The organism is Actinopolymorpha sp. B17G11 (assembly GCF_040196095.1).
In the GTDB taxonomy this organism is placed as follows: domain Bacteria; phylum Actinomycetota; class Actinomycetes; order Propionibacteriales; family Actinopolymorphaceae; genus Thermasporomyces.
Map to the genome: position 1 here is coordinate 1 of NZ_JBEFTW010000033.1, position 20879 is coordinate 20879.

Sequence of the window (20879 nt, forward strand, 5' to 3'; positions counted from 1 at the left end):
GGCGTGGGTGGGGATTCGGGCGTGGGTGGGGATTCGTACCAGATTCGAGTGGGATCCGGGCCGGGGCGGGTACTCGTGCCGAATTCGGCTGGCGGCAGGTGCGCGGCCATCATGGTCAGCGTCCTTCCCGTGATCATGATCGTGATCATGAAGGCCCTGCGGAGCTATAGCCCCTTCGGCCTTCATGGTCCGGTTTCGCTTCATGGTTCGGCCAGTTGGGGTCGCCGTGGCAGGTAGCGCGGGACCGACGTCGGTCCTGCGGCGGTGGGGCGAGGTCGTTTGGATGCCCTCCGCGTGTGTGCCCGCCGCCGGGTTTGGTGCCGCGGGATGGCGCCGCAGGGGTTGGTGCCGCAGGGTTTGGTGCCGCGGGATGGCGCCGCAGGGGTTGGTGCCCGCCGGGTGCCGCCGCCGCGGGATGGTGCCGCAGGGGTTGGTGCCCGCCGGGTGCCGCCGCCGCGGGATGGTGCCGCAGGGGTTGGTGCCCGCCGGGTGCCGCCGCCGCGGGATGGCGCCGCCGGGTGCCGCCGGGTGTGGCGGTCCATTTGGGGTGCGGTGCGCCAGAAACTATCCACAGGTGCGAAATCGGCCCAGTCGTCCACAGCCTGGTCCCGGGCAGCCACCTGACTGCGTAGGGCCGTCCATGCTCGAACCATGGCTGAACACCGGATACCGCGAAGCCTCCGCGAGACCATCGCGGCGCAGGAGGGCGTCCTCACCCGCCAGCAGCTCACCCACGCGGGCCTTCCCGGGGACCTCGTGCGTAGCAACGTGAGAGCAGGGCGCTGGCAGCGCGTGCTTCCACGGGTATACGCCACCTTTACTGGCCCGCTGACACGCTCTGCGCAAGTCTGGGCCGCCCTGTTGTACGCCGGCGCAGGGGCGACCGTGAGTCATGAGACCGCGGCAGAGCTGTGGGGTCTCGTCGACCAGCCGGGGCACGGTGTTCACGTGACGATCGGCGTGGATCGCCGGGTGAGAAGCCTGGTAGGCGTACAAATCCACTACTCGTATCGACTCGACGCGACCCGGCATCCCAACCGGAGGCCACCGGTGACGAACGTCGAGGAGACCGTCCTCGACCTGGTGGATCAGGCCGAGCGTCCGCAGGACGCCGAGATGTGGGTGATCCGCGCCTGCCAGCGCCGACGTACGACACCTGAGAGGCTCGGGATCGCGTTGGACGCTCGGAAGAAGATCCGCTGGCGGAGCGAGGTGCAGCGCCTGCTCGTCGACGTGTCGACGGGCGCCGAGTCGCCCCTTGAGATCACCTACGCCCAGAGGGTGGAGCGTGCCCACGGACTGCCTCCGGGCCGTCGGCAGCGTCACCGCCGGTTCGGCCAGCAGAGTCGACGGAGCGACGTGGAGTACGAGGACTTTCGGACAGTCGTCGAGCTGGACGGGCTGACCGGCCACACCGAAGAAGGGCGGTTCCGCGACTACCAGCGGGACAACGACACGAGTGTTCGTGGCCGCGTCACCTTGCGGTACGGATGGACAGACACGACGACGAGGAGCTGCCACGTCGCCTGGCAGGTGGCCGAGGTCCTGAAGGCGAACGGCTGGCAGGGCCGCCCGCGACCGTGCGGCCCCTTCTGCGCAGTCGGTGAGCTCGCGGCGTGAGCCAGCGCGGTCGGTGAGATCGCCCGGACTTGAGTCCGCACTGTTGCGATCACGCCGCGGCGGAGCCTTGTAGGCCGTGGGGTCTGGCTCGCCGCGGAACCACCATTTCTCGCCGACTCTCGTTCCGACGCCCCGGCCGAGATCATGAAGCGAAACCGGACCATGAAGCGAAACCGGACCATGAAGCGAAACCGGACCATGAAGCGAAACCGGACCATGAAGCGAAACCGGACCATGAAGCGAAACCGGACCATGAAGCGAAACCGGACCATGAAGCGAAACAGGGCTATATGTCGCGAGGATCTTCATGATCACGATCATGATCACGGGAAAGGGGCGTGGCGACAGTGACATGTGCGGGATGCTTGAAGGGGCCTACGCAGCGTGAAACGGGGGTGGCGTGCGTCACAAAAAGGATGGGGTGGACAATCGAAAGGTGCCCCTCGAGGAGGAAATCGCCGCCGAAGTCGACCGGCTCGCCAAGACCTACGCCGACGAGCTGATCCTGTTCCGGCGCGATCTGCATGCCCATCCGGAGCCGAGTCGCGAGGAGTTTCGCACCACGACGGTACTCGTCGATCGGCTCGCCAGCGCGGGTCTCTCACCCACCCGGCTCCCCATCGGCACCGGCCTGTTCTGCGACATCGGTAAGCCCCCACCTGGCCTGGGCAGGATCGCCCTCCGCTCCGACCTCGACGCGCTCCGGGTCGCCGACGAGAAGACCGTGCCGTACCGCTCGACGAGGGCCGGTGTCTGCCACGCCTGCGGCCACGACGTCCACACCACGATCGTGCTGGGCGCCGGTCTCGTCCTCGCCGAGCTCGCACAGGCCGGGATGCTCCATCACGGCGTACGCCTGCTCTTCCAGCCCGCCGAGGAGATCATTCCCGGCGGGGCACTCGACGTCATCGCGGCCGGCGGCCTGGACGGAGTCGACCAGATCTTTGCCGTGCACTGCGATCCGCGCCTCGATGTCGGCAAGGTCGGGTTGCGCACCGGCTCGCTGACCTCGGCCGCCGACCGTGTACACGTACGCCTGACCGGCCCCGGCGGGCACACCGCACGGCCGCATCTCACCGCCGATCTCGTGCATGCGCTCGCCACCCTGGTGAGCCAGATGCCCGCTGCCCTGTCCCGTCGGGTGGATCCAAGGGCGGGCCTGACCCTTGTCTGGGGTCGCGTCCACGCCGGCGCGGCCGCCAACGCCATCCCGATGGAGGGCGAGGCAGAGGGGACCCTCCGTTGCCTCGACGCCAAGGTGTGGGCCTCCGCGGCCGAACTCGTCCCCGCTCTCGCGCGGGAGATCGTCGCTCCGTTCGGCGTCAGTGTCCAGGCCGAGGTGCACCGTGGCGTACCTCCGGTCGTCAACGACCCGCTCTCGGTCGCCATCCTTCAGGACGCGGCCGAGTCGACGCTCGGCCGCAGTGCGATCGCGCCGACGGACCAGAGCCTCGGTGGCGAGGACTACGCCTGGTACCTCACGAAGATCGCGGGCGCGATGGCGCGGCTCGGCGTCCGCGCTCCGGGCAGCGACGGGCAGTTCGACCTCCACCAGGGGACCTTCGACGTGGACGAGCACGCCATCGCCGTCGGCGTGCGTCTCCTCGTGGCGACGGCACTGCTCGCCGCGACGGACGGCCTCGACGCGCCCGTCCGTCCCGAGCTTCTCTGAGGTCGCCAGCCGCGCGCACTGCGACGGGCAGCGGATGGTGACTCCGGCGCCCTTTTTCTACGCCAAATGTCACGGGAAGGTTTCACGTGGCATCAACCGCCCCGGCGGGTCTTCCGTGGACGCCCACGCGGCCTATAGTCACCGAAGCGCAGTGCCCGAGTGCCGTCGAGAGCGGCACGCGACGTGGCAGGGCATCCACCCGAATGGTCAGGCGAGAAGGGGTGTCTCTTGACGAAGTACCTCAGGGGTCTTGCTGTCTTAGGCGTTCTGGCGCTTGTCGTCACCGCCTGTGGGAGCAGGCCAACCGAGAGCAACGAAGCGGAGGGCTCGGGCGGCGAGAAACCGGCCGCGGACGCCAAGGACTTCCGCGCCTGCATGGTTTCGGACTCCGGCGGGTTCGACGACAAGTCCTTCAACCAGACGTCCTACAAGGGATTGCAGGACGCGGTGAGCGAGTACGGCATCGCAGAGTCGACAGCGGAGTCCGACTCTGACGGCGACTACCCGGAGAACATCTCCGGCATGGTCAATGCCAAGTGCAACGCGATCATCACCGTCGGCTTCAAGCTCGGCAACCAGACCGCGATCGCCGCGGCGGAGAACCCCGACGTGAAGTTCGGCATCGTCGACTTCGACATCAACGCCGTCGACCTCGAGGAGGTCAAGCTCGACAAGGCGCCCACCAACGTCAAGTCGCTGCTCTTCGACACGGCACAGTCGAGCTTCCTCGCCGGCTATCTCGCGGCCGGGATGTCGCAGACCGGCAAGGTCGGCACGTTCGGCGGACTGCCGATTCCGACGGTCACCATCTTCATGGACGGTTTCTCCGAGGGCGTGGCGTACTACAACGAGCAGAAGGGCAAGGACGTCCAACTGCTCGGCTGGAACGACAAGAACCAGAAGGGCCTTTTCACCAACGACTTCGAGAACAAGGGGATGGGCCGGAACACCGCCACGAACCTGATCAGCCAGGGCGCCGACATCATCTTCCCGGTGGCCGGTCCGGCTGGACTCGGCGGTCTGCAGGCCGCGAAGGCCTCCGGCGGCAAGGTCAACGCGATCTGGGTCGACACCGACGGCTGCAAGAGCGCGGCCGAGTACTGCAGTGTGCTCCTCACCAGCGTCTACAAGGGCATGGACGTCGCGGTCAAGAACGTCATCACGACGACGTACGAAGACAAGTTCGACAACACGCCCTACGTCGGAACCCTGGAGAACAAGGGCACCGGACTGTCGCCGTACCACGAGTGGGACAGCAAGATCCCCGCCGAGCTCAAGGCCGAGATCGAGGAGATCGAGCAGCAGATCATCGACGGGACGATCCCCATCGAGTCCAAGGCGGTCCCGCAGACGCAGTAACGGCCACGGGACAGCGGTTCCCCGCAGATCCCACGGTATTTCGCGGTACGACACACGACGGCGAAGGAGCGGGAACGTGCCATGAAGCTCGAGCTGCGCGGGCTGACCAAACGTTTCGGCTCCCTCGTCGCGTGTGACCACATCGACCTCACCGTCGAGCCGGGCGAGATCCATTGCCTGCTTGGCGAAAACGGTGCCGGCAAGAGCACGCTGGTCAACATGCTCTACGGCCTGCTGCAACCCGACGAGGGAAGCATCGTCCTCGACGGTGAACCGCTCGTCTGCACGTCGCCGCGCGAGGCGATCGCCGCGGGCATCGGCATGGTGCACCAGCACTTCATGCTCGTTCCGGTCTTCACCGTCGCCGAGAACATCATGCTCGGCCGCGAACCCACTCGCGGGCTCGGCATGCTGGATCCGGCCGCTGCCAGCGAGCAGGTCCGCAATCTCTCGCAGCGGTACGGGCTCGAGGTCGATCCCCAGGCGAAGGTCGAGGACATCCCGGTCGGGGTGCAGCAACGTGTCGAGATCCTCAAAGCCCTTGCCAACAACGCCAAAGTCCTCATCCTCGACGAGCCGACCGCAGTGCTCACCCCTCGCGAGATCGACGAACTCATCGAGGTGATGCGGGCGCTGAAGCAAGGCGGCACCTCCATCGTCTTCATCACCCACAAGCTCAAGGAAGTCAGGGCGATCGCTGACCGGATCACCGTGATCCGGCGCGGCAGGGTCGTCGAGACGGTCGACACCGACGCGACCGAGAGCGAGCTCGCCGAGCTGATGGTCGGTCGCCCGGTGCAACTCACCGTTGACAAGGCGGACGCGACGCCGGCAGGTCCCAAGCTGCGCGTCGAGAACCTCCAGGTCGTCGACGCGCAGGCCTGCCTTGCCGTGGACGACGTGTCGTTCGAGGTCAACGGAGGCGAGATCCTCGGTATCGCAGGCGTCCAGGGCAACGGCCAGACCGAACTCGTCGAGGCGCTGGTCGGCCTGACGAGCATCGCCGGTGGTGCGATCGAGCTGGCCGGTCGCGAGCTCACCGCTGCCAGCCCGGGCGAACGCCTGGAGGCGGGCATCGGCTACATCCCCGAGGACCGGGCCCATGACGGATTCGTCGGTACGTTCTCGGTGGCGGAGAACCTCGTCCTCGACCTGTTCCGGCGAGCTCCGTTCGCCAAGCAGGGCAGGCTTTCGCTCGCCGAGGTCCGCGCGAATGCCGCCCTCCGCATCGAGGAGTTCGACGTACGCACCGAATCCGCGGAGACCGCGGTGAGCGCGCTCTCCGGTGGAAACCAGCAGAAGGTCGTCCTCGCCCGGGCGCTGTCCCGGCCACTGGAGCTCCTGATCGCCGCGCAGCCGACGAGGGGCCTCGACGTCGGTTCCATCGAGTTCGTCCACCAACGGATCGTGCGCGAACGCGACCAGGGGACGGCCGTCCTCATCGTGTCGACCGAGTTGGAGGAGATCGTCGCCCTCGCCGACCGGGTCGCGGTGATGTACCGCGGCCGGATCGTCGGCATCGTCGGTTCCGACACTCCCTGGGACCAGCTGGGGCTGATGATGGCGGGCGTACCACCGGAGGCGGCGGCCACCGAGGCGGAGGAGCACCCGACCGTGCTCGGCTCACTGGAGGACGCGTCATGAGGCCGGCAGCGCTGCCGCTACGTGAGGTGGCCGTGAGCGTGGCAGCCGTCGTGCTGGCCCTGCTCGTCGGCGCGGTTCTCGTCATCGTCAGCAACGCGGAGGTACTGGCGACGTGGGGATACTTCCTCGCGTACCCACCGGACGCCCTCGCCGCGTCGTGGACCGCCGTCGCCGACGCCTACTCCGCGCTGTTCTTCGGTGCGGTCGGCGGATGGCGGCCGCTCACCGAGACGCTCGTGCAGGCGACGCCGCTGATCTGTGCCGGTCTCGGCGTCTCGCTCGCGTTCAGGGCAGGGCTGTTCAACATCGGGGCGCAGGGACAGCTCATCGCCGGTGCGCTGTGCGCGGGGTGGGTGGGCTTCGCGGTGGACCTTCCGGTGGTGCTGCACCTGTGCGTAGCGGTGATCGCCGGCATCGCGGGCGGTGCGCTGTGGGGCGGTGTGGTCGGCCTGCTCAAGGCGCGTACCGGCGCCCACGAAGTCATCCTCACGATCATGCTCAACTACGTCGCGCTCTATCTCCTGCAATGGTTGCTGACGACCGACGCCCTGCAGCGACCTGGGCGCAACGACCCGATCAGTCCGGTCGTCGCCACGACGGCGCAGTTCCCGCACTGGGCGGGCACCCGGTTGCATCTGGGCTTCGTCGTCGCCCTCGCCGCGGCCGCTGTGGTGTGGTGGCTGCTCGCCCGGTCGACGACCGGCTTCGAGCTCCGTGCCGTCGGCGCCAACCCGGACGCCGCCCGCACGGCCGGCATGAGCGTCGGCCGCGCCTACACCGTCGCGATGCTCGTGGCCGGCGCGCTGGCGGGGCTTGCGGGTGCCCAGCAGGTGCTCGGCACCGACTACCCCCTGACGGACGGGATCGCAGGATCGATCGGCTTCGACTCCATCACCGTGGCGCTGCTCGGCCGGGCCTCACCGGCCGGCACGGTCGTCGCCGGCCTCGTCTTCGGTGCGTTGAACGCGGGCGGTTTGCAGATGCAGCTGCAGACCCAGACACCACTGACCCTCACGACGGTGCTCCAGGCCACCATCGTGTTGTTCATCGCGGCACCCGCCCTCGTCAGGGCCGTGTTCCGGATCCGCGCCCGGGGCACCGGCACCGTTCTCGCGAAGGGGTGGACCGCATGAGCGCGAGGAGCCCCCACGGAGGTATGCAGAGGTACGAGGTGTGCCGGAGTGAGGCACCGCAGCGGTCATGCAAAAGGAGAACCGCATGAGCCAGGCCGCACCCACCACCACGATGGCGCCGCCGCCCACTCCCGCCATGGCCATCGAGTCGCCGGACGAGCGCCGGCAACGGATCCGTACCGGCATCCTGATGCTGGTGCTCGCGGCCGTCGGCGCCGTCCTCGCGGTCTCCACCTCGCCGGCGACGGTGACGTTCACGTTGTCGAGCCAGTTCTCCGAGCGGCCGCTGCCCAACCTCGGGCTCCCCGCGTTGCCTGTCGCGGTGACACTCGCGGCCTACGCCGTGGTGGTCGCGCTCGTTCATCTCGTTCGCGGCCTTCCCCGGCGCTGGGCAAGCCTGCTGTGGGCCGGGTTCGGCCTCGCGTTCGTGGTGACGTTCCTGTGCTGGGCCGCCGCCGGCAAGACGTTCCCGCTGACCAACCAGCTCCAGGGCACGCTGAACGTCGCGACCCCGCTGATTCTGGGCGCGCTGGCCGGCGTGCTGTGCGAGCGGGCCGGTGTCATCAACGTCGCGATCGAGGGACAGTTCCTGGCGGGTGCGTTCGCGGCTGCGGTGCTTGCCACCGTGACCGGGAGCCTGCTGGCCGGGGTCGCTGCGGCTGTGGTGGCGGGGGTGCTGATCGCGGCGATGCTCGCGGTGTTCGCGATCCGCTACCGCGTCAACCAGGTGGTGCTCGGCGTCGTTCTCGTGGTGTTCGCCTCCGGCATCACCGGGTTCCTGTTCGACCAGGTAGCCGAGGGCAACGGCGACCGGTTCAACAACCCGGGCGTCCTGCCGGCCGTCCGCATCCCGCTGCTGGCCAACATCCCCGTCATCGGCGACACGTTCTTCCACCAGACGCTGCTGGTGTACGCGATGTACGCCGCGGTGGCGATCGTGACCTTCGTCCTCTTCAAGACCCGTTGGGGCTTGCGGGTCCGCGCGGTCGGCGAACATCCGCGCGCGGCGGACACCGTGGGCATCAACGTCCTGCGGGTGCGTTACCAGGCCGTCCTCGCGGGCGGGATCGCGGCCGGACTGGGTGGTGCGTTCTTCACCGTCGGGTTCACCGGCAGCTTCGACAAGGACCTCACGGCCGGACAGGGCTTCATCGCCCTGGCGGCTCTCATCATGGGCCGCTGGCATCCTCTCGGCGCGACGGTCGCCGCGCTGTTCTTCGGGTTCACCCAGCAGCTGCAGAACCAGCTGCAGATCATCGAGACCCCGATCCCGGGGGAGCTGCTGATCATGGCGCCGTACCTCGCGACCATCATCGCGGTAGCCGGCCTCGTCGGGCGGGTACGCGCACCAAAGGCCGACGGTGAGCCGTACGTGAAATGATCACGTACGTGATCATTCCCCAACGATACGCGGTAAATCTGCCGTGCCTCGTTGGGAATTGGCGTGCATCGTGACGAGAAGGCAGGCGGACGAACGACGTGGATGTGGACGTGGACTGGGCGGCGCTGCGCTCGGCGGCGCGGGACGCGATGGCCCGAGCCTATGCGCCGTACTCCCGCTTTCCCGTCGGGGCGGCCGCGCTCACCGACAGCGGCCGGATCGTGGTCGGCTGCAACGTCGAGAACGCCTCCTACGGCATGACCCTGTGCGCCGAGTGCGGACTGGTCTCGACGTTGCATGCGACGGGTGGTGGCCGGCTGGTGGCGTTCACCTGTTGCGACGGGGACGGTGGCCTCCTGATGCCGTGCGGTCGCTGCCGGCAGCTGTTGTGGGAGCACGGCGGACCCGAACTGCAGGTCGACTCAGCGAACGGCGTAAGACCGCTGCGCGAGCTGCTTCCCGAAGCCTTCGGCCCGGACGATCTGAGGTCGGACCGAGGGTGAGTCCGACGGGGGTGAGTCCGACGAAATGTGCCCCGACCATCCGAGCCGGCTGCGCCCGGACGATTCGACCCGGCTGCGCGCCCGGAACGATCCGAGCCGGCTGCGCCCGGACGATCTGATAGGAAGCTCCCGTGGGTGAGCAGGTGGGGCCAGAGTTGTTCGACGCCGTCGAGGTGATCCGCCGCAAACGCGATGGCGGCACCCTCTCCGACGCCCAGATCGACTGGGTGGTCGACGCCTACACCCGTGGCGTCGTTGCCGACGAGCAGATGGCCGCGCTGGCGATGGCGATCCTCCTCCGTGGCATGACTGCGGCCGAGACCGCCCGCTGGACCCACGCCATGATCGCGTCCGGCGAGCGCCTCGACTTCGCCGGCATCGGACGCCCCACGGTCGACAAACACTCGACGGGCGGCGTCGGCGACAAGATCACCTTGCCGCTCGCACCGGTCGTCGCGGCGTGCGGCGCGGCCGTACCGCAACTGTCGGGCCGCGGCCTCGGCCACACCGGCGGCACCCTCGACAAGCTGGAGTCGATCCCGGGTTGGCGGGCGTCCCTGTCCTACGGCGACATCGTCCGGCAGCTCACCGACGTCGGCGCGGTCATCTGCGCGCCCACCGACACCCTCGCGCCGGCAGACCGCAAGCTCTACGCCCTGCGCGACGTGACTGGAACCGTCGAGTCGATTCCGCTGATCGCCAGTTCGATCATGAGCAAGAAGATCGCCGAGGGGACGTCGGCGTTGGTGCTCGACGTCAAGGTCGGCTCCGGTGCGTTCATGAAGAACGTCGACGATGCGCGCGCGCTCGCCACGACCATGGTCGAGCTGGGTATCGCCGCCGGGGTGCGGACGACGGCCCTCCTCACGTCGATGGACACGCCGCTGGGGCTCGCCGTGGGCAACGCGCTGGAGGTCCGCGAGGCTGTGGAGGTGCTCGGAGGCGGCGGCCCTCCCGACGTCATCGAGCTCACTGTCACGCTGGCGCGGGAGATGCTGGCCGCATGCGATGTGTCCGGGGGCGTGGATCCGGCCAAAGTCCTCGAGGACGGTACGGCGATGGATGTCTGGCGGCAGATGATCCAGGCCCAGGGCGGCGATCCGGCAGCGGCCCTGCCCAGGGCGCCGGAGACTCACGTGGTCTACGCACCGGCCGAGGGTGTGCTGGTCCAGCTCGACGCCTACGCGGTGGGTGTCGCGGCATGGCGACTGGGGGCGGGCCGCTCCCGCAAGGAGGCTCCCGTGTCAGCCTCGGCGGGGGTGGAACTGCATGTGAAACCTGGTGCGTACGTCCGCGCCGGCCAGCCACTGCTCACGCTGCACGCCGAGGATCCGGCGCATTTCGACCGCGCCGTCGCCGCGTTGGACGGCGGGATCGTGGTCGCGCCGGACGGCGCTCGGCCGCACCAGTCACTCGTGCTCGACCGGCTCGGTTGACCCGCGTCGGCTGAGGCGCGTCGGCTGAGGCGCGTCGGCTGAGGCGCGTCGGTTGAGGCGCGTCGGTTGAGGTCATCGGTTGAGGTATCGGGTGTGGCCCTCTGGTGACCGGGCGTCGGGTAGGGCCTTATGCCGTGATCATGACCGTGATCATGAAGGCTGCGCGGAGCTATGGCCCGGGGAATCCTCATGACCACCGACGGGAACAGGTAGCGTCCACGCGCCCGAGGTGGTCCGGGATGCGTCTGGCGAGCGGCCAGCCACGGGCAGGGCGGAGCTGGCCACGCCACCTGCCTGGGCGGGACCGAAGCCCTCGAGATCGGGGCCGAAGCCATCGAGATCGGGGCCGGGGAGGTCGAGGGCGCCGAGGTCCGGCGCGCCGGGGTCCGGGACGGCGAGGTCCGGGGCGCCGAGATCCCGCGCATGGAGGTCCGGCACATGGAGGTCGGGTGCATGGAGAGGGATAGCAGTCCGCGCGTGCGGCAGTCGCAACCGACGTCGCGGCGTGTGACGGGCCCAGAGTTGGTCGATCGGGGCTGAGAGGGCGACCAGCGTGAGCGTGACGAACACCACGATCCCGAACGACGTCACCGGGTGCTGTCCGCCAGCCATCCACCACGGGGTGGCCGCGTTGGCGGCGAACAGCCCGCCGACGACCACCAGGCCGGCCCGGACGTAGGACTGCCATCGGACCGTCGTCCCGCCCGCCTCGGCCGAGCCGGCCGCGGGCAACTCCGTCGCGCCAGCTGGTGCCGACGGGCGCAGTCGGGCGTACGCCAGGATCCCTGCGTACCCCACTCCCAGCGCCACGGCGCCAACCGCGGGCAGCCGGTGCGTCGGAACGCCGAGCAGGCCAAGACCCACGAGCAGCTCGGCCCATCCCGCGATCCGAATCGCCGTCGTCGCGGGCCCTTCGCCCATCAGGGGCGGCAACAAGGCGTGGGCAGCGGTCTGCTGGCTCGCCGAGCGGTCGAGCAGTGTCGTCGCGCCGATCCAGGTGAGGAGTACGCCGAGGACGAGCGGCGTCAGGTCTCGAACAAGAGCCAGCATCCAACCCCCAATCACCGTGCCGGCCTTGAAGGTGAGCGAAAGTAACTTACCTGTCAAGGTGCTGTGCCGACATTGACCTACCCGTTGTGGTCAGGGTCTGCCGTCACCCGCCCAGGCCGCGCCGCCGACGCCGTAGCAGTTACCCCCCGAGCCGGCGTACGTTCCATGATCATGAAGGAATAGCGGCACCTGGACCCCCCACCACTCTCATGATCACCGGGTGGGGGCAGCCCGCGCCCTGTCTCACACGGTTGCCGACGCCCAGCGGGCGGCGCAAGCCAACGTTTGGGGGAGTACTCCACGAGCAGCTGCCAGCCTGGCCAGGTGGCAGCGAATCCGGCGCCCGAGGACGCTGCCACGCTCAACCGGATCGTGCGCGGTCTCCGCGGTTCCCTCACCTGACCGCGCGGTCCGGGGACGCACGCCCCCACGGGCCCAGGCGCCACCCGAAAGCTGGCCGCGACCGGACGTGAGACGGCGTATCGTCACGCTATGAAGGTCACCGCCCACGAGATCGCCCGGGCCCCGAAAGTTCTGCTCCATGATCACCTCGACGGTGGGCTGCGTCCGCAGACGGTCCTCGAGCTGGCGGCGGAAGTGGGCCACGAGCTGCCCGCGCCAACGGCGCCCGACCTGGGGCAGTGGTTCCGCGAGTCCGCGGACTCCGGGTCGCTCGAGCGTTACCTCGACACGTTCGTCCACACGGTGGGCGTCCTCCAGACTCCGGAGGCGCTGGCCCGGGTCGCCGCGGAAGCTGCCTTCGACCTGGCGCAGGACGGTGTGGTCTACGCGGAGGTCCGGTACGCCCCTGAACAACACCTGCAGGCTGGGCTCAGCCTGCCGGCGGTGGTCGAGGCCGTACGCGACGGCTTCGCCGAGGGTGAGAAGCGGGCAGCCGTCGCCGGCCGGCCCATCGTCGTACGCCAGATCCTGACCGCTCTGCGGCATGCGGCCCGGTCGCGGGAGATCGCCGAGCTGGTCGTGCACTACCGCGACCAGGGCGTGGTCGGGTTCGACATCGCGGGTGCTGAGGCGGGCTACCCGCCGACCCGGCACCTCGACGCGTTCGAGTACCTCCAGCGTGAGAACGCCCACTTCACCATCCACGCCGGCGAAGGGTTCGGCCTTCCTTCCATCTGGCAGGCGATCCAGTGGTGCGGCGCCGACCGGCTCGGTCACGGCGTACGCATCGTCGACGACATCGAGGTCAGCGCCGACGGGACCGCGCGCCTCGGCCGGCTCGCTGCGTACGTCCGCGACAAGCGGATCCCCCTCGAGCTCTGCCCCACGTCCAACATCCAGACCGGTGCGGCACCTTCGCTCGCGCAGCATCCGTTCGGCCTGTTGACCCGGCTGCGGTTCCGGGTGACGGTCAACACCGACAACCGGCTGATGAGCGGTACGTCGATGGGGCAGGAGTTCGCCGCCCTCGCCGAGGCGTTCGACTACGACCTGAACGACTTCGCGTGGTTCACCGTCAACGCGATGAAGAGCGCGTTCCTGCCGTTCGACCAGCGGCTCGCGCTGATCAACGACGTCATCAAGCCGGGGTATGCCGGGCTCGCTGCCGAGCGGGCGTTCGCCCAGATGCAGCGGCCGGTCGACGAACGCTGAACGAATACCCGGGACCTTCGCGGGAGCCAAATCCCGCCGGATGGCGCATCCTGGAAGCACATAAGCGCGTGCAGAGGATGGGGCATGGCGGGCGGACGGGTGTTGGACTGGCTGGGGCAGGCGCTACGCAAGGGCATGGGCCCGACTCCCAACTGGAATGCGGCCACGGCCGGCATGCAACCAGCACAACGCCCAATCGAACGCCTGGCCGCCGATCTGCATCGGCTCGGCGAGGAAATCATGCGCCTGCACGCCGACCGGCGGGTGTCCGCCCGGGCGTTCCACCTGCACGTCACCGAACTCGCCTACGACGACACGCTGCTGCTTGCCTGCCGCGCCCTCGAGGTCGAGACACGGGGCGCGCGGAGCCCGTTGTCAGGCGTACGCCGGATGGAGCTCGAGATCGAACTCGCCCGCCGGGGCCTGCGCTGGTAGGGCGCCCATCCATGCGGCTCCTGTTCCGATGAGGGGACCCCACCTCAGGTGTCGTCCCGCGGGATGAGGATCCACAGCACGATGTAGAGGATCACCTGCGGGCCGGGTAGGAGGCAGGACAGGATGAACGCCAGCCGCACGAACCAGCGCGGCAGGCCGAACCGGTCGGCGAGCCCGGCGCAGACGCCAGCGAAGACCTTTCCCCTGCGCGGGCGGACCAGGCGGGCCATGCGGAAGTCCTTTCCTCGACTGTGCTTACACCGGTAAGACGAGCCGCCCGCACGGAGTGTTTCCTGCGTACGCCGAAATCGGGGACAGGCGAGGGTTCTCCCCGACCTACGCCGGCCTGATGCGCGATCCCGATGTCCAGGCCGGCTACCGCGTGGTGAAGGCACCACCGTTGACGTGAATCGTCTGGCCGGTGATGTGCCTCGCACCGGGCGATGCGAGGAAGTAGGCGGTTTCGGCGATGTCGTCCGGAGTGCCCGGCCGTTTGTCGTGAGTCTCCTGCACGAGAGTTCGGTGGCGTTCGTCGGTCATCTTGCCTCGGAAGAAGTTGGTGCCCTCGATGTATCCGGCGGAGATGACATTGCTGGTGACACCGCGCGGGCCGACCTGGGCGGAGAGAGACGCGTTCCAGGCTGCGAGGGCGGCCTTGGACGCGCCGTACGCACCCCCGCGACGCTCGGCCCCGATCGAACCGATGCTCAGGATCGAGCCGCCCCGGTCGAGCTTCTCCTGGACCGAGGCGGTGGTGAGGACCGCGCTGAGCAGGTTCTGGGCAAGACTCGACTGCCACTCGGCGGCCAGGGTGTCCAGCGGGTCCGGGGCGGTCGAGCCGGGGCCGGTGGGGTCCACCTCGGCCAGGCCGCCGGCGGCATTGACGAGGACGTCGAGCCGTTCGCCGAGTTGCGAACTCAGGGACGACACCTGGTCGGGCCGGGTGGCGTCGCAGACGACGCCGTGGACCTCGAGTGCTTTCGCGGCCGCCTCCACCGTGTCGGTGTGGCGCCCGGTGATGAAGACCTCGGCGTCGTCAGAGGCGAACCGAGCGGCGACGGCGCGCCCGATGCCGCTGGTACCGCCGGTGACGAGAACGATGCGGGTCAAGGCTCCTCCTGCCTCCTGGTACGTTTAGGTCTAAACATAGCGGAGACGAGGAGTACGCGCCGTGGCCGACCACCCCGCCCCGGGGGATGCAGGTTCGCCCGTGGAGAGTCCCGGCTCGCCCGCCGATGCTGCCGGCTTGCCCGCCCATGCTGCCGGCTCGCCCGCCGATGCTGGCTCACCGCTAGGAGCCGTTTCGCCGTATCCGGCCGCGGAGATCGCCGCAGCCTGGCAACGCGAACGCCCGGGCACCCCGACAGACTCCATCGAGATCGTGACACCCCTCTGGCGCCTGGCGAAGCTCTTCGCGGACGACCGCAACCGGGTGCTACGGAAGGCGGGAATCGACGCGGCGACGCTGGACCTGCTGTCCGTGATCCGCCGCGCGGGTCCGCCGTACGCCCTCACCACCCGACAGATCGCGGAGCGGACGCTGGTTACGGCCGGCGCGATCTCTCAACGCGTAGCGCGGGCCGAACGCGATCGACTCGTCCGGCGCGCCCCGGCACCAACCGGCCGCCGTACCGTCCTCGTGTCGTTGACGGCCGACGGGCACGCCCTCATCGAACGTTCGGTCGACGCGGTACTCGCACGCGAAGCCTCGCTCGTCAGCTGCCTGTCCGCGAAAGAGCGCGACACACTCATCGCCCTGCTCGCGAAACTCACGGCCGACGTCAGGTCGCGCACCCTCGACGTCAGCTCCCCTGGTCCACTCGACGTCAGCTCTGCTGGTCCAGATGCGCCGTGAGGACGGGGAGCACGGCCTGCCACCCGGCTGCCGCCGCTTTCACGTCGGCCGTGGCCAGCGCCTGGGCGGCACCCGGTCGGTCCTGGGCCAGGTCGACGGCACAGGAGATCACGAACCTGCCGGCCGGCGACTCGGGGCTGAGCAGTTCCGCGAGGTCGGTCCAGCCGCCCCAGTCGGCCAGTCGCGACAGCTCGGTCCAGGCGCTCACCAGCTTGTCGGCGGCCTCGTGGTCCATCTCCTCGGTGAGGGAGTCGGCGACGAGCACGAGGTCGAAGATGGAGTCGTCGTGCGGGGTGAGGCTGACGTCCGGACGGTCAAGGACGCTCAGCAGGTTGAGCGCCACCTCACCGCCGCGTCCGTCGCTCAGGCCGGCGACCGGACCGGACGTGAGGTCGGTACGCATCCGGTCGAGGTCGGTCCAGACCGTCAACCGGGGGATGCCTGCGTCGTCGGGCGTACCCGCATAGTGCGGGATGCCATCATGCAGGCTCGTGCTGCGTACGGCGTAGAACCCCTCCTCGGCAAGGCCGAACCACAACGTCATCGCGTCGGTGGCGTCCTCGAGCGGTACCGAGCCGTCGCCCTCCTCGCTGACCGCGGCACTACCGGCAGCGCCGCCCAGCAACGGTGAGCTACTGACCGGCGACTCCGGAAGGTCCGGGACGACGATTCGGCGGGAGACCTCGGCGAGACACCACGACCAGTTGGCGTCGAGGATCTCGACAACGTGCTTGCGGTGGTGCGCCGCGCGGAAGATCGACAGCACCTCATCGCCGGAGGCGAGCTTGCTGATGTCCTCGTCGTCGTGCAGCGCCTGCGCGTGCGGGTCGTCGACGTCCATGTAGTCGAGCAGGTCGAGCATCAGCGCGAGCGTCGACCCCAGGGAGGCCTGCTCGTCGGCGTCGAGTTCGCCGTCGGCGATCTCCGGCAGGTTGATGAGGTCGTACGAACACAGTTTGCGGGCGTACTCCTCCGCCGGCCAGATCCGCAGCGGCCGCAGGTGCTGGCTCGGCGACAGGTCGGTCGGGGTGCTGGAGTCTACGAAACTGACGAGGTCGTCGAGGGTACGGAAGCCGTAGACCTGGCCCTTCGTGCCGAGGAAGCCGGCGGAGCCGTCGTCGGCGGTGTACCACCCCGGCTGGTACAACGTGAATCGCTTGCCGCCGGTGATGGTCAGCTCGAGCGGCACGATCGGATCGTTCAGGAATTCTGTCGTCACAGCGTTACATCCCGGTCTTATCTGCCGATGGGGTGCCAGACGGTCTTGGTCTCGAGGTAGGCCGTCATCCGATCGAGGCCCGGCTCGGCGTACCAGTCCGGACGTTCGTGGTCGAGCGGCGGCCGCGTCACGCGCTTGAGGTTATCGGCAGCCGCCCCCTCGAGTTCAGCCGCCACCTCCGGATCGTCGACTCCGGTGAGATCGATGCCGTTCACGTCCATGTGGCTGGCGAGCCACGGAGCGACCTCGGCGACCCGCCCGGTGAGGAGGTTGACGACCCCGCCGGGCAGGTCGCTCGTCGCCAGCACCTCGGCCAGGGTGACCGCCGGGAGGGGGGTGCGTTCGGCGGCGAGGACGACACAGGTGTTGCCGGTGACAATCACCGGTGCGACGACGCTGACCAGGCCGAGCAGGCTGGAGTCCTGTGGGGCGACGACGGCCACCACCCCGGTGGGTTCGGGGAGGGAGAAGTCGAAGTACGGCCCGGCGACCGGGTTCGCCCCGCCGACGACCTGGGCGATCTTGTCCGACCATCCGGCGTAGGACACCCAGCGGTCGATGCTCTCGTCCACCTGCGCGATGGCGCGCTCGGTGTCGAGTCCCTCACCGGCGGCAACTTCGGCGACGAACTGCTGGCGCCTACCGTCCAGCATCTCGGCGATCCGGTAGAGGATCTGGCCGCGGTTGTAGGCGGTCGCCCCCGACCAGCCGCCGAACGCCTTCCGCGCTGCCACCACGGCGTCGCGGGCGTCCTTGCGCGATGCGAGCGCGGCGTTGGCGACGAACCGGCCGCCGGCGTCGTGGACCGGATAGCTACGGCCCGACTCGCTGCGCGGGAAGGCGCCGCCGACGAAGAGCTTGTACGTCTTGCGCACGTCCAGTCGTTCCGCGGTCCGGACGGTTTCGGTCGTCCGGGGTGTCTCGGTCGGCTGCCGCTTTTCTGGTGTCTGGTCTTCAGGCATCGAGGTAGGCCTCCAGGCCGTGCCGGCCGCCTTCGCGTCCATAGCCGGATTCCTTGTAACCGCCGAACGGCGACGAGGGATCGAACCGGTTGAACGTGTTCGCCCACACCACCCCGGCCCGGAGCTTGTCGGCCATCCAGAGAATGCGCGAACCCTTTTCGGTCCAGACGCCGGCGGACAGCCCGTACGGCGTGTTGTTGGCCTTCTCGACCGCCTCTTCCGGCGTACGGAAGGTGAGAATGGAAAGCACCGGCCCGAAGATTTCCTCGCGCGCGATCCGGTGTGCCTGGGTCACTCCGGTGAAAATGGTCGGCGCGAACCAGTAGCCACGATCGGGTAGTGCGCAGGGTGCTGACCAGCGTTCGGCTCCTTCGGATTCGCCGACGTCGCTGAGCATCCTTATCTTCTCCAGTTGCTGGGGAGAATTGATCGCGCCGACGTCGGTGTTCTTGTCGAGCGGATCACCGACGCGCAGTGTGCCCATCCGCCGTTTGAGCCTGGCGAGCACGTCGTCGTAGACGCTCTCCTGCACGAGGAGGCGGGAGCCGGCGCAACACACGTGGCCCTGGTTGAAGAAGATGCCGTTGACGATGCCTTCGACGGCCTGGTCGAGTGCTGCGTCGTCGAAGACAATGTTGGCGGCCTTTCCGCCGAGTTCGAGGGTGAGGCGTTTCCGGGTGCCGGCGAGAGCGCGGGCAATGGCCTTTCCCACCTCGGTCGATCCGGTGAAGGCTATTTTGTCGATCCCGTGATGAGTGGTGAGTGCCTGCCCGGTTTCGCCCGCACCGGTCACGATGTTGACCACACCGGGCGGCAGGTCGGCTTGCTGGCAGATCTCGGCGAACATCAACGCGGTAAGTGGTGTCGTCTCGGCCGGCTTCAGTACGACGGTGTTGCCGCACGCCAGGGCTGGCGCGATTTTCCAGGCCAGCATGAGGAGGGGAAAATTCCACGGGATGACCTGGCCGGCGACGCCGATCGGCAACGGATTCGGGCCGACGCCCGCGTACGCGAGTTTGTCCGCCCACCCGGCGTAGTAGAAGAAGTGCGCGGCAACCAGGGGGATGTCGACGTCGCGGGACTCGCGGATCGGTTTGCCGTTGTCGAGCGACTCGAGCACGGCGAGTTCGCGGGCCCGTTCCTGGATCAGACGCGCGATCCTGAAGAGGTACTTGCCGCGGTCGCGGCCGGACATCGTGGACCAGGTACCGGAGTAGGCGGTGCGCGCGGCAGCGACCGCGCGGTCGACGTCGCGCGGCCCGGCCCCCGTCACCTCAGCCAGCACTTCCGCGGTCGCCGGGCTCACGGTCTTGAACGGACCGCCGTCGACCGGCTCGACGAAGTCACCGCCGATGAACAGTCCGTACGACGAGGCGATGTCGACGATCGCCCGCGACTCCGGTGCTGGGGCGTAGTCGAACCTGGGCATGGCAGGCGCCCCCTTTACAACCAACCCGATGTCCGGCGTGGTGCAGCATGTCGGCTCGAGGGTGATCCCGCGGTGAACGGGAACGGACCCGTGTCTACCACCCTAAGCCCGGCGGTACGACCGGTGAGGGTGCGGCGCCGGACCGCGCCGCGGGGCCGCCTCGCGGACGTCGACCTTGGCGGCGTTCGACCATGATCATGCGGGAGAAACGGGGCGGGTTCAGGGTGGGAAACGCCCAGTTTCTCCCGCATGATCATGGCGGGGCGGCCTGTCTTCGGGCTGCTTCCGGTGGACGTGCCACTGGTCGCCGGCCCCGCGAAGCAGTCCAGGACCGCGACCGCAGCCGCGACGTTCCTGGTCAGTCGAGGGTGAAGTAGTCAGGACCTGCGTACCGGCCCGTCCGCATCTTGGTTCGCTGCATCAGCAGGTCGTTGAGCAGGCTGGACGCCCCGATCCGGAAGCCAGCGGGATCGAGCCAGTCCTCGCCGGCGGTCTCCTTCACGAGGACGAGGTAGCGAATCGCGTCCTTGGCCGTACGAATGCCGCCCGCCGCCTTCACCCCCACCAGCCGGCCGGTGGCGTCGCGGAAGTCGCGCACCGCCTCCAGCATCACCAGCGTGACCGGCAGGGTCGCGGCCGGCGACACCTTGCCCGTACTGGTTTTGATGACGTCGGCCCCGGCCAGCATGGCGAGCCAGCTCGCGCGGCGTACGTTGTCGTAGGTCGCCAGCTCGCCGGTCTCCAGGATCACCTTGAGATGCGCCTCGCCGCAGGCCGCTTTGACGGCGACGATCTCGTCGTACACGGTGGCGAACCGCCCGGCGAGGAACGCTCCACGGTCGATCACCATGTCGATCTCGTCGGCGCCGGCCGCTACCGCGTCAGCCGTCTCGCGCACCTTGACGTGGAGGCTGGACCGCCCCGACGGGAACGCCGTGGCGACGCTCGCCACCTTGACGGTGCTGCCGGCGAGGGCGTCCCTCACGGTGGGTACGAGGTCGGGGTAGATGCACACGGCGGCGACGGGTGGGCAGGTCGGGTCGGCCGGGTCCGGACGCTGGGCCTTCGCGCAGAGCGCCCGCACCTTGCCGGGCGTGTCCTGGCCCTCCAGCGTGGTGAGGTCGATCATCGTCACGGCCAGGTCGAGGGCGTACTCCTTCGCCGACGTCTTGATCGACCGGGTGGCCAGCGTGGCCGCCCGCGCCTCCGCGCCCACCTGGTCGACGCCTGGCAAGCCCGCCAGAAACGCGCGCAGACTCGCATCGGAACCGGTGATCGCCGAGATCCGTTCCGGCGACAGCGCGGCGGTCATGGTCACCCGCCAGAGTCTATGTCGCGTACAGGTTCCGACTCAGTGCTCCGCGTCCGCCGCGGTCGACCTGATCGGCGCTCAACGTGTCGGGAACCGGACAGTCCGTGAGCGTGAGACACGCTCGGACTGGCCGAAAGTGGCCACAGCCGAGCAAGCGCGGATTCTCTGCAACCGGGTGCCGAGCAGGCGTGTATAAAGATCCGTCACGCACGTGGCGCCTGGCGCCGGCGGCTGGACGTTTCTCACGGGGGTTCA

Annotated in this window: 18 protein-coding genes; 11 read left to right on the top strand and 7 right to left on the bottom strand. The window is 68.9% G+C overall.

Translation table 11 applies throughout. The annotated features are described in order from the left end of the window. Positions 1 to 651: 651 nt before the first annotated feature. The 8 genes from ABN028_RS26985 (at position 652) to ABN028_RS27020 (ending at position 10748) form a co-directional block, all read left to right on the top strand. Entirely contained in the window at positions 652 to 1620 is a 969-nt protein-coding gene (locus ABN028_RS26985) for a hypothetical protein (protein WP_349698570.1), read from the top strand. A gap of 421 nt (positions 1621 to 2041) precedes the next feature. Next, complete coding sequence (locus ABN028_RS26990) at positions 2042 to 3292, top strand: amidohydrolase (protein WP_349326910.1); 1251 nt, start codon at positions 2042 to 2044, stop codon at positions 3290 to 3292. A gap of 228 nt (positions 3293 to 3520) precedes the next feature. Further along, a complete protein-coding gene (locus tag ABN028_RS26995; protein WP_349698571.1) occupies positions 3521 to 4651 on the top strand; it encodes a BMP family lipoprotein in 1131 nt (376 codons plus the stop codon). 81 nt (positions 4652 to 4732) lie between these two features. After that, positions 4733 to 6295 carry an ABC transporter ATP-binding protein gene (locus ABN028_RS27000; protein WP_349698572.1) on the top strand — a complete coding sequence of 521 codons (1563 nt, stop codon included), beginning with the start codon at positions 4733 to 4735 and terminating at the stop codon, positions 6293 to 6295. Beyond that, positions 6292 to 7428 carry an ABC transporter permease gene (locus tag ABN028_RS27005; protein WP_349698573.1) on the top strand — a complete coding sequence of 379 codons (1137 nt, stop codon included), beginning with the start codon at positions 6292 to 6294 and terminating at the stop codon, positions 7426 to 7428. The genes ABN028_RS27000 and ABN028_RS27005 overlap by 4 nt, the downstream gene beginning before the upstream one ends. 85 nt (positions 7429 to 7513) lie before the next feature. After that, positions 7514 to 8809, top strand: a complete 1296-nt coding sequence (locus tag ABN028_RS27010) for an ABC transporter permease (protein ID WP_349326915.1) — start codon at positions 7514 to 7516, stop codon at positions 8807 to 8809. 104 nt (positions 8810 to 8913) lie between these two features. Next, the gene (locus ABN028_RS27015) at positions 8914 to 9312 is read left to right on the top strand and encodes a cytidine deaminase (protein WP_349327328.1); all 399 of its coding nucleotides are present in this window, start codon (positions 8914 to 8916) and stop codon (positions 9310 to 9312) included. A 131-nt stretch (positions 9313 to 9443) separates the two neighbouring features. Beyond that, complete coding sequence (locus tag ABN028_RS27020; protein WP_349698574.1) at positions 9444 to 10748, top strand: thymidine phosphorylase; 1305 nt, start codon at positions 9444 to 9446, stop codon at positions 10746 to 10748. A gap of 150 nt (positions 10749 to 10898) precedes the next feature. Here the strand turns inward: ABN028_RS27020 and ABN028_RS27025 are convergent, their stop codons facing one another. Beyond that, positions 10899 to 11798, bottom strand: coding sequence for a hypothetical protein (locus ABN028_RS27025; RefSeq protein ID WP_349698575.1), 900 nt, complete (start codon positions 11796 to 11798; stop codon positions 10899 to 10901). Between the two features lie 492 nt (positions 11799 to 12290). Between ABN028_RS27025 and ABN028_RS27030 the strand changes: the two genes are divergently transcribed. Together ABN028_RS27030 and ABN028_RS27035 are read left to right on the top strand one after the other, a co-directional pair. Then, positions 12291 to 13412 carry an adenosine deaminase gene (locus ABN028_RS27030; RefSeq protein WP_349326918.1) on the top strand — a complete coding sequence of 374 codons (1122 nt, stop codon included), beginning with the start codon at positions 12291 to 12293 and terminating at the stop codon, positions 13410 to 13412. A gap of 84 nt (positions 13413 to 13496) precedes the next feature. Next, positions 13497 to 13847, top strand: coding sequence for a hypothetical protein (locus ABN028_RS27035; RefSeq protein WP_349692045.1), 351 nt, complete (start codon positions 13497 to 13499; stop codon positions 13845 to 13847). Between the two features lie 44 nt (positions 13848 to 13891). Here ABN028_RS27035 and ABN028_RS27040 read toward each other — a convergent pair whose 3' ends face one another. Both ABN028_RS27040 and ABN028_RS27045 read right to left on the bottom strand, forming a co-directional pair. Further along, positions 13892 to 14077, bottom strand: a complete 186-nt coding sequence (locus tag ABN028_RS27040; protein ID WP_349326920.1) for a PspC domain-containing protein — start codon at positions 14075 to 14077, stop codon at positions 13892 to 13894. 145 nt (positions 14078 to 14222) lie between these two features. Further along, entirely contained in the window at positions 14223 to 14957 is a 735-nt protein-coding gene (locus ABN028_RS27045) for an SDR family NAD(P)-dependent oxidoreductase (RefSeq protein ID WP_349326922.1), read from the bottom strand. 61 nt (positions 14958 to 15018) lie between these two features. Between ABN028_RS27045 and ABN028_RS27050 the strand changes: the two genes are divergently transcribed. Next, on the top strand, positions 15019 to 15702 hold the full coding sequence (locus tag ABN028_RS27050) for a MarR family winged helix-turn-helix transcriptional regulator (RefSeq protein ID WP_349698576.1): 684 nt from the start codon (positions 15019 to 15021) through the stop codon (positions 15700 to 15702). On the opposite strand, the gene ABN028_RS27055 is transcribed toward ABN028_RS27050, so the two are convergent. From ABN028_RS27055 to deoC, 4 genes are all read right to left on the bottom strand, one after another. Continuing rightward, positions 15674 to 16921 carry a SatS C-terminal domain-containing protein gene (locus ABN028_RS27055; protein WP_349326925.1) on the bottom strand — a complete coding sequence of 416 codons (1248 nt, stop codon included), beginning with the start codon at positions 16919 to 16921 and terminating at the stop codon, positions 15674 to 15676. The two genes, ABN028_RS27050 and ABN028_RS27055, sit on opposite strands and share 29 nt — an antisense overlap. Before the next feature lie 17 nt (positions 16922 to 16938). Then, a complete protein-coding gene (locus ABN028_RS27060; protein ID WP_349698577.1) occupies positions 16939 to 17883 on the bottom strand; it encodes an aldehyde dehydrogenase family protein in 945 nt (314 codons plus the stop codon). Then, positions 17876 to 19312, bottom strand: a complete 1437-nt coding sequence (locus ABN028_RS27065; protein ID WP_349326927.1) for an aldehyde dehydrogenase family protein — start codon at positions 19310 to 19312, stop codon at positions 17876 to 17878. Before ABN028_RS27065 ends, ABN028_RS27060 begins: the two co-directional genes overlap by 8 nt. Positions 19313 to 19670: 358 nt before the next feature. Next, a complete protein-coding gene (gene deoC / locus ABN028_RS27070) occupies positions 19671 to 20624 on the bottom strand; it encodes a deoxyribose-phosphate aldolase (RefSeq protein ID WP_349698610.1) in 954 nt (317 codons plus the stop codon). Positions 20625 to 20879: the final 255 nt, after the last annotated feature.

Excerpts from the sequence above, each read along its gene's own strand:
- ABN028_RS26985 (WP_349698570.1), top strand. The coding sequence starts at position 652 with ATGGCTGAACACCGGATACCGCGAAGCCTCCGCGAGACCATCGCGGCG.
- ABN028_RS27000 (WP_349698572.1), top strand. The coding sequence starts at position 4,733 with ATGAAGCTCGAGCTGCGCGGGCTGACCAAACGTTTCGGCTCCCTCGTC.
- ABN028_RS27005 (WP_349698573.1), top strand. The coding sequence starts at position 6,292 with ATGAGGCCGGCAGCGCTGCCGCTACGTGAGGTGGCCGTGAGCGTGGCA.
- ABN028_RS27010 (WP_349326915.1), top strand. The coding sequence starts at position 7,514 with ATGAGCCAGGCCGCACCCACCACCACGATGGCGCCGCCGCCCACTCCC.
- ABN028_RS27025 (WP_349698575.1), bottom strand. The coding sequence starts at position 11,798 with ATGCTGGCTCTTGTTCGAGACCTGACGCCGCTCGTCCTCGGCGTACTC.
- ABN028_RS27030 (WP_349326918.1), top strand. The coding sequence starts at position 12,291 with ATGAAGGTCACCGCCCACGAGATCGCCCGGGCCCCGAAAGTTCTGCTC.
- ABN028_RS27035 (WP_349692045.1), top strand. The coding sequence starts at position 13,497 with ATGGCGGGCGGACGGGTGTTGGACTGGCTGGGGCAGGCGCTACGCAAG.
- ABN028_RS27040 (WP_349326920.1), bottom strand. The coding sequence starts at position 14,077 with ATGGCCCGCCTGGTCCGCCCGCGCAGGGGAAAGGTCTTCGCTGGCGTC.
- ABN028_RS27060 (WP_349698577.1), bottom strand. The coding sequence starts at position 17,883 with ATGCCTGAAGACCAGACACCAGAAAAGCGGCAGCCGACCGAGACACCC.
- ABN028_RS27065 (WP_349326927.1), bottom strand. The coding sequence starts at position 19,312 with ATGCCCAGGTTCGACTACGCCCCAGCACCGGAGTCGCGGGCGATCGTC.
- deoC (WP_349698610.1), bottom strand. The coding sequence starts at position 20,624 with ATGACCGCCGCGCTGTCGCCGGAACGGATCTCGGCGATCACCGGTTCC.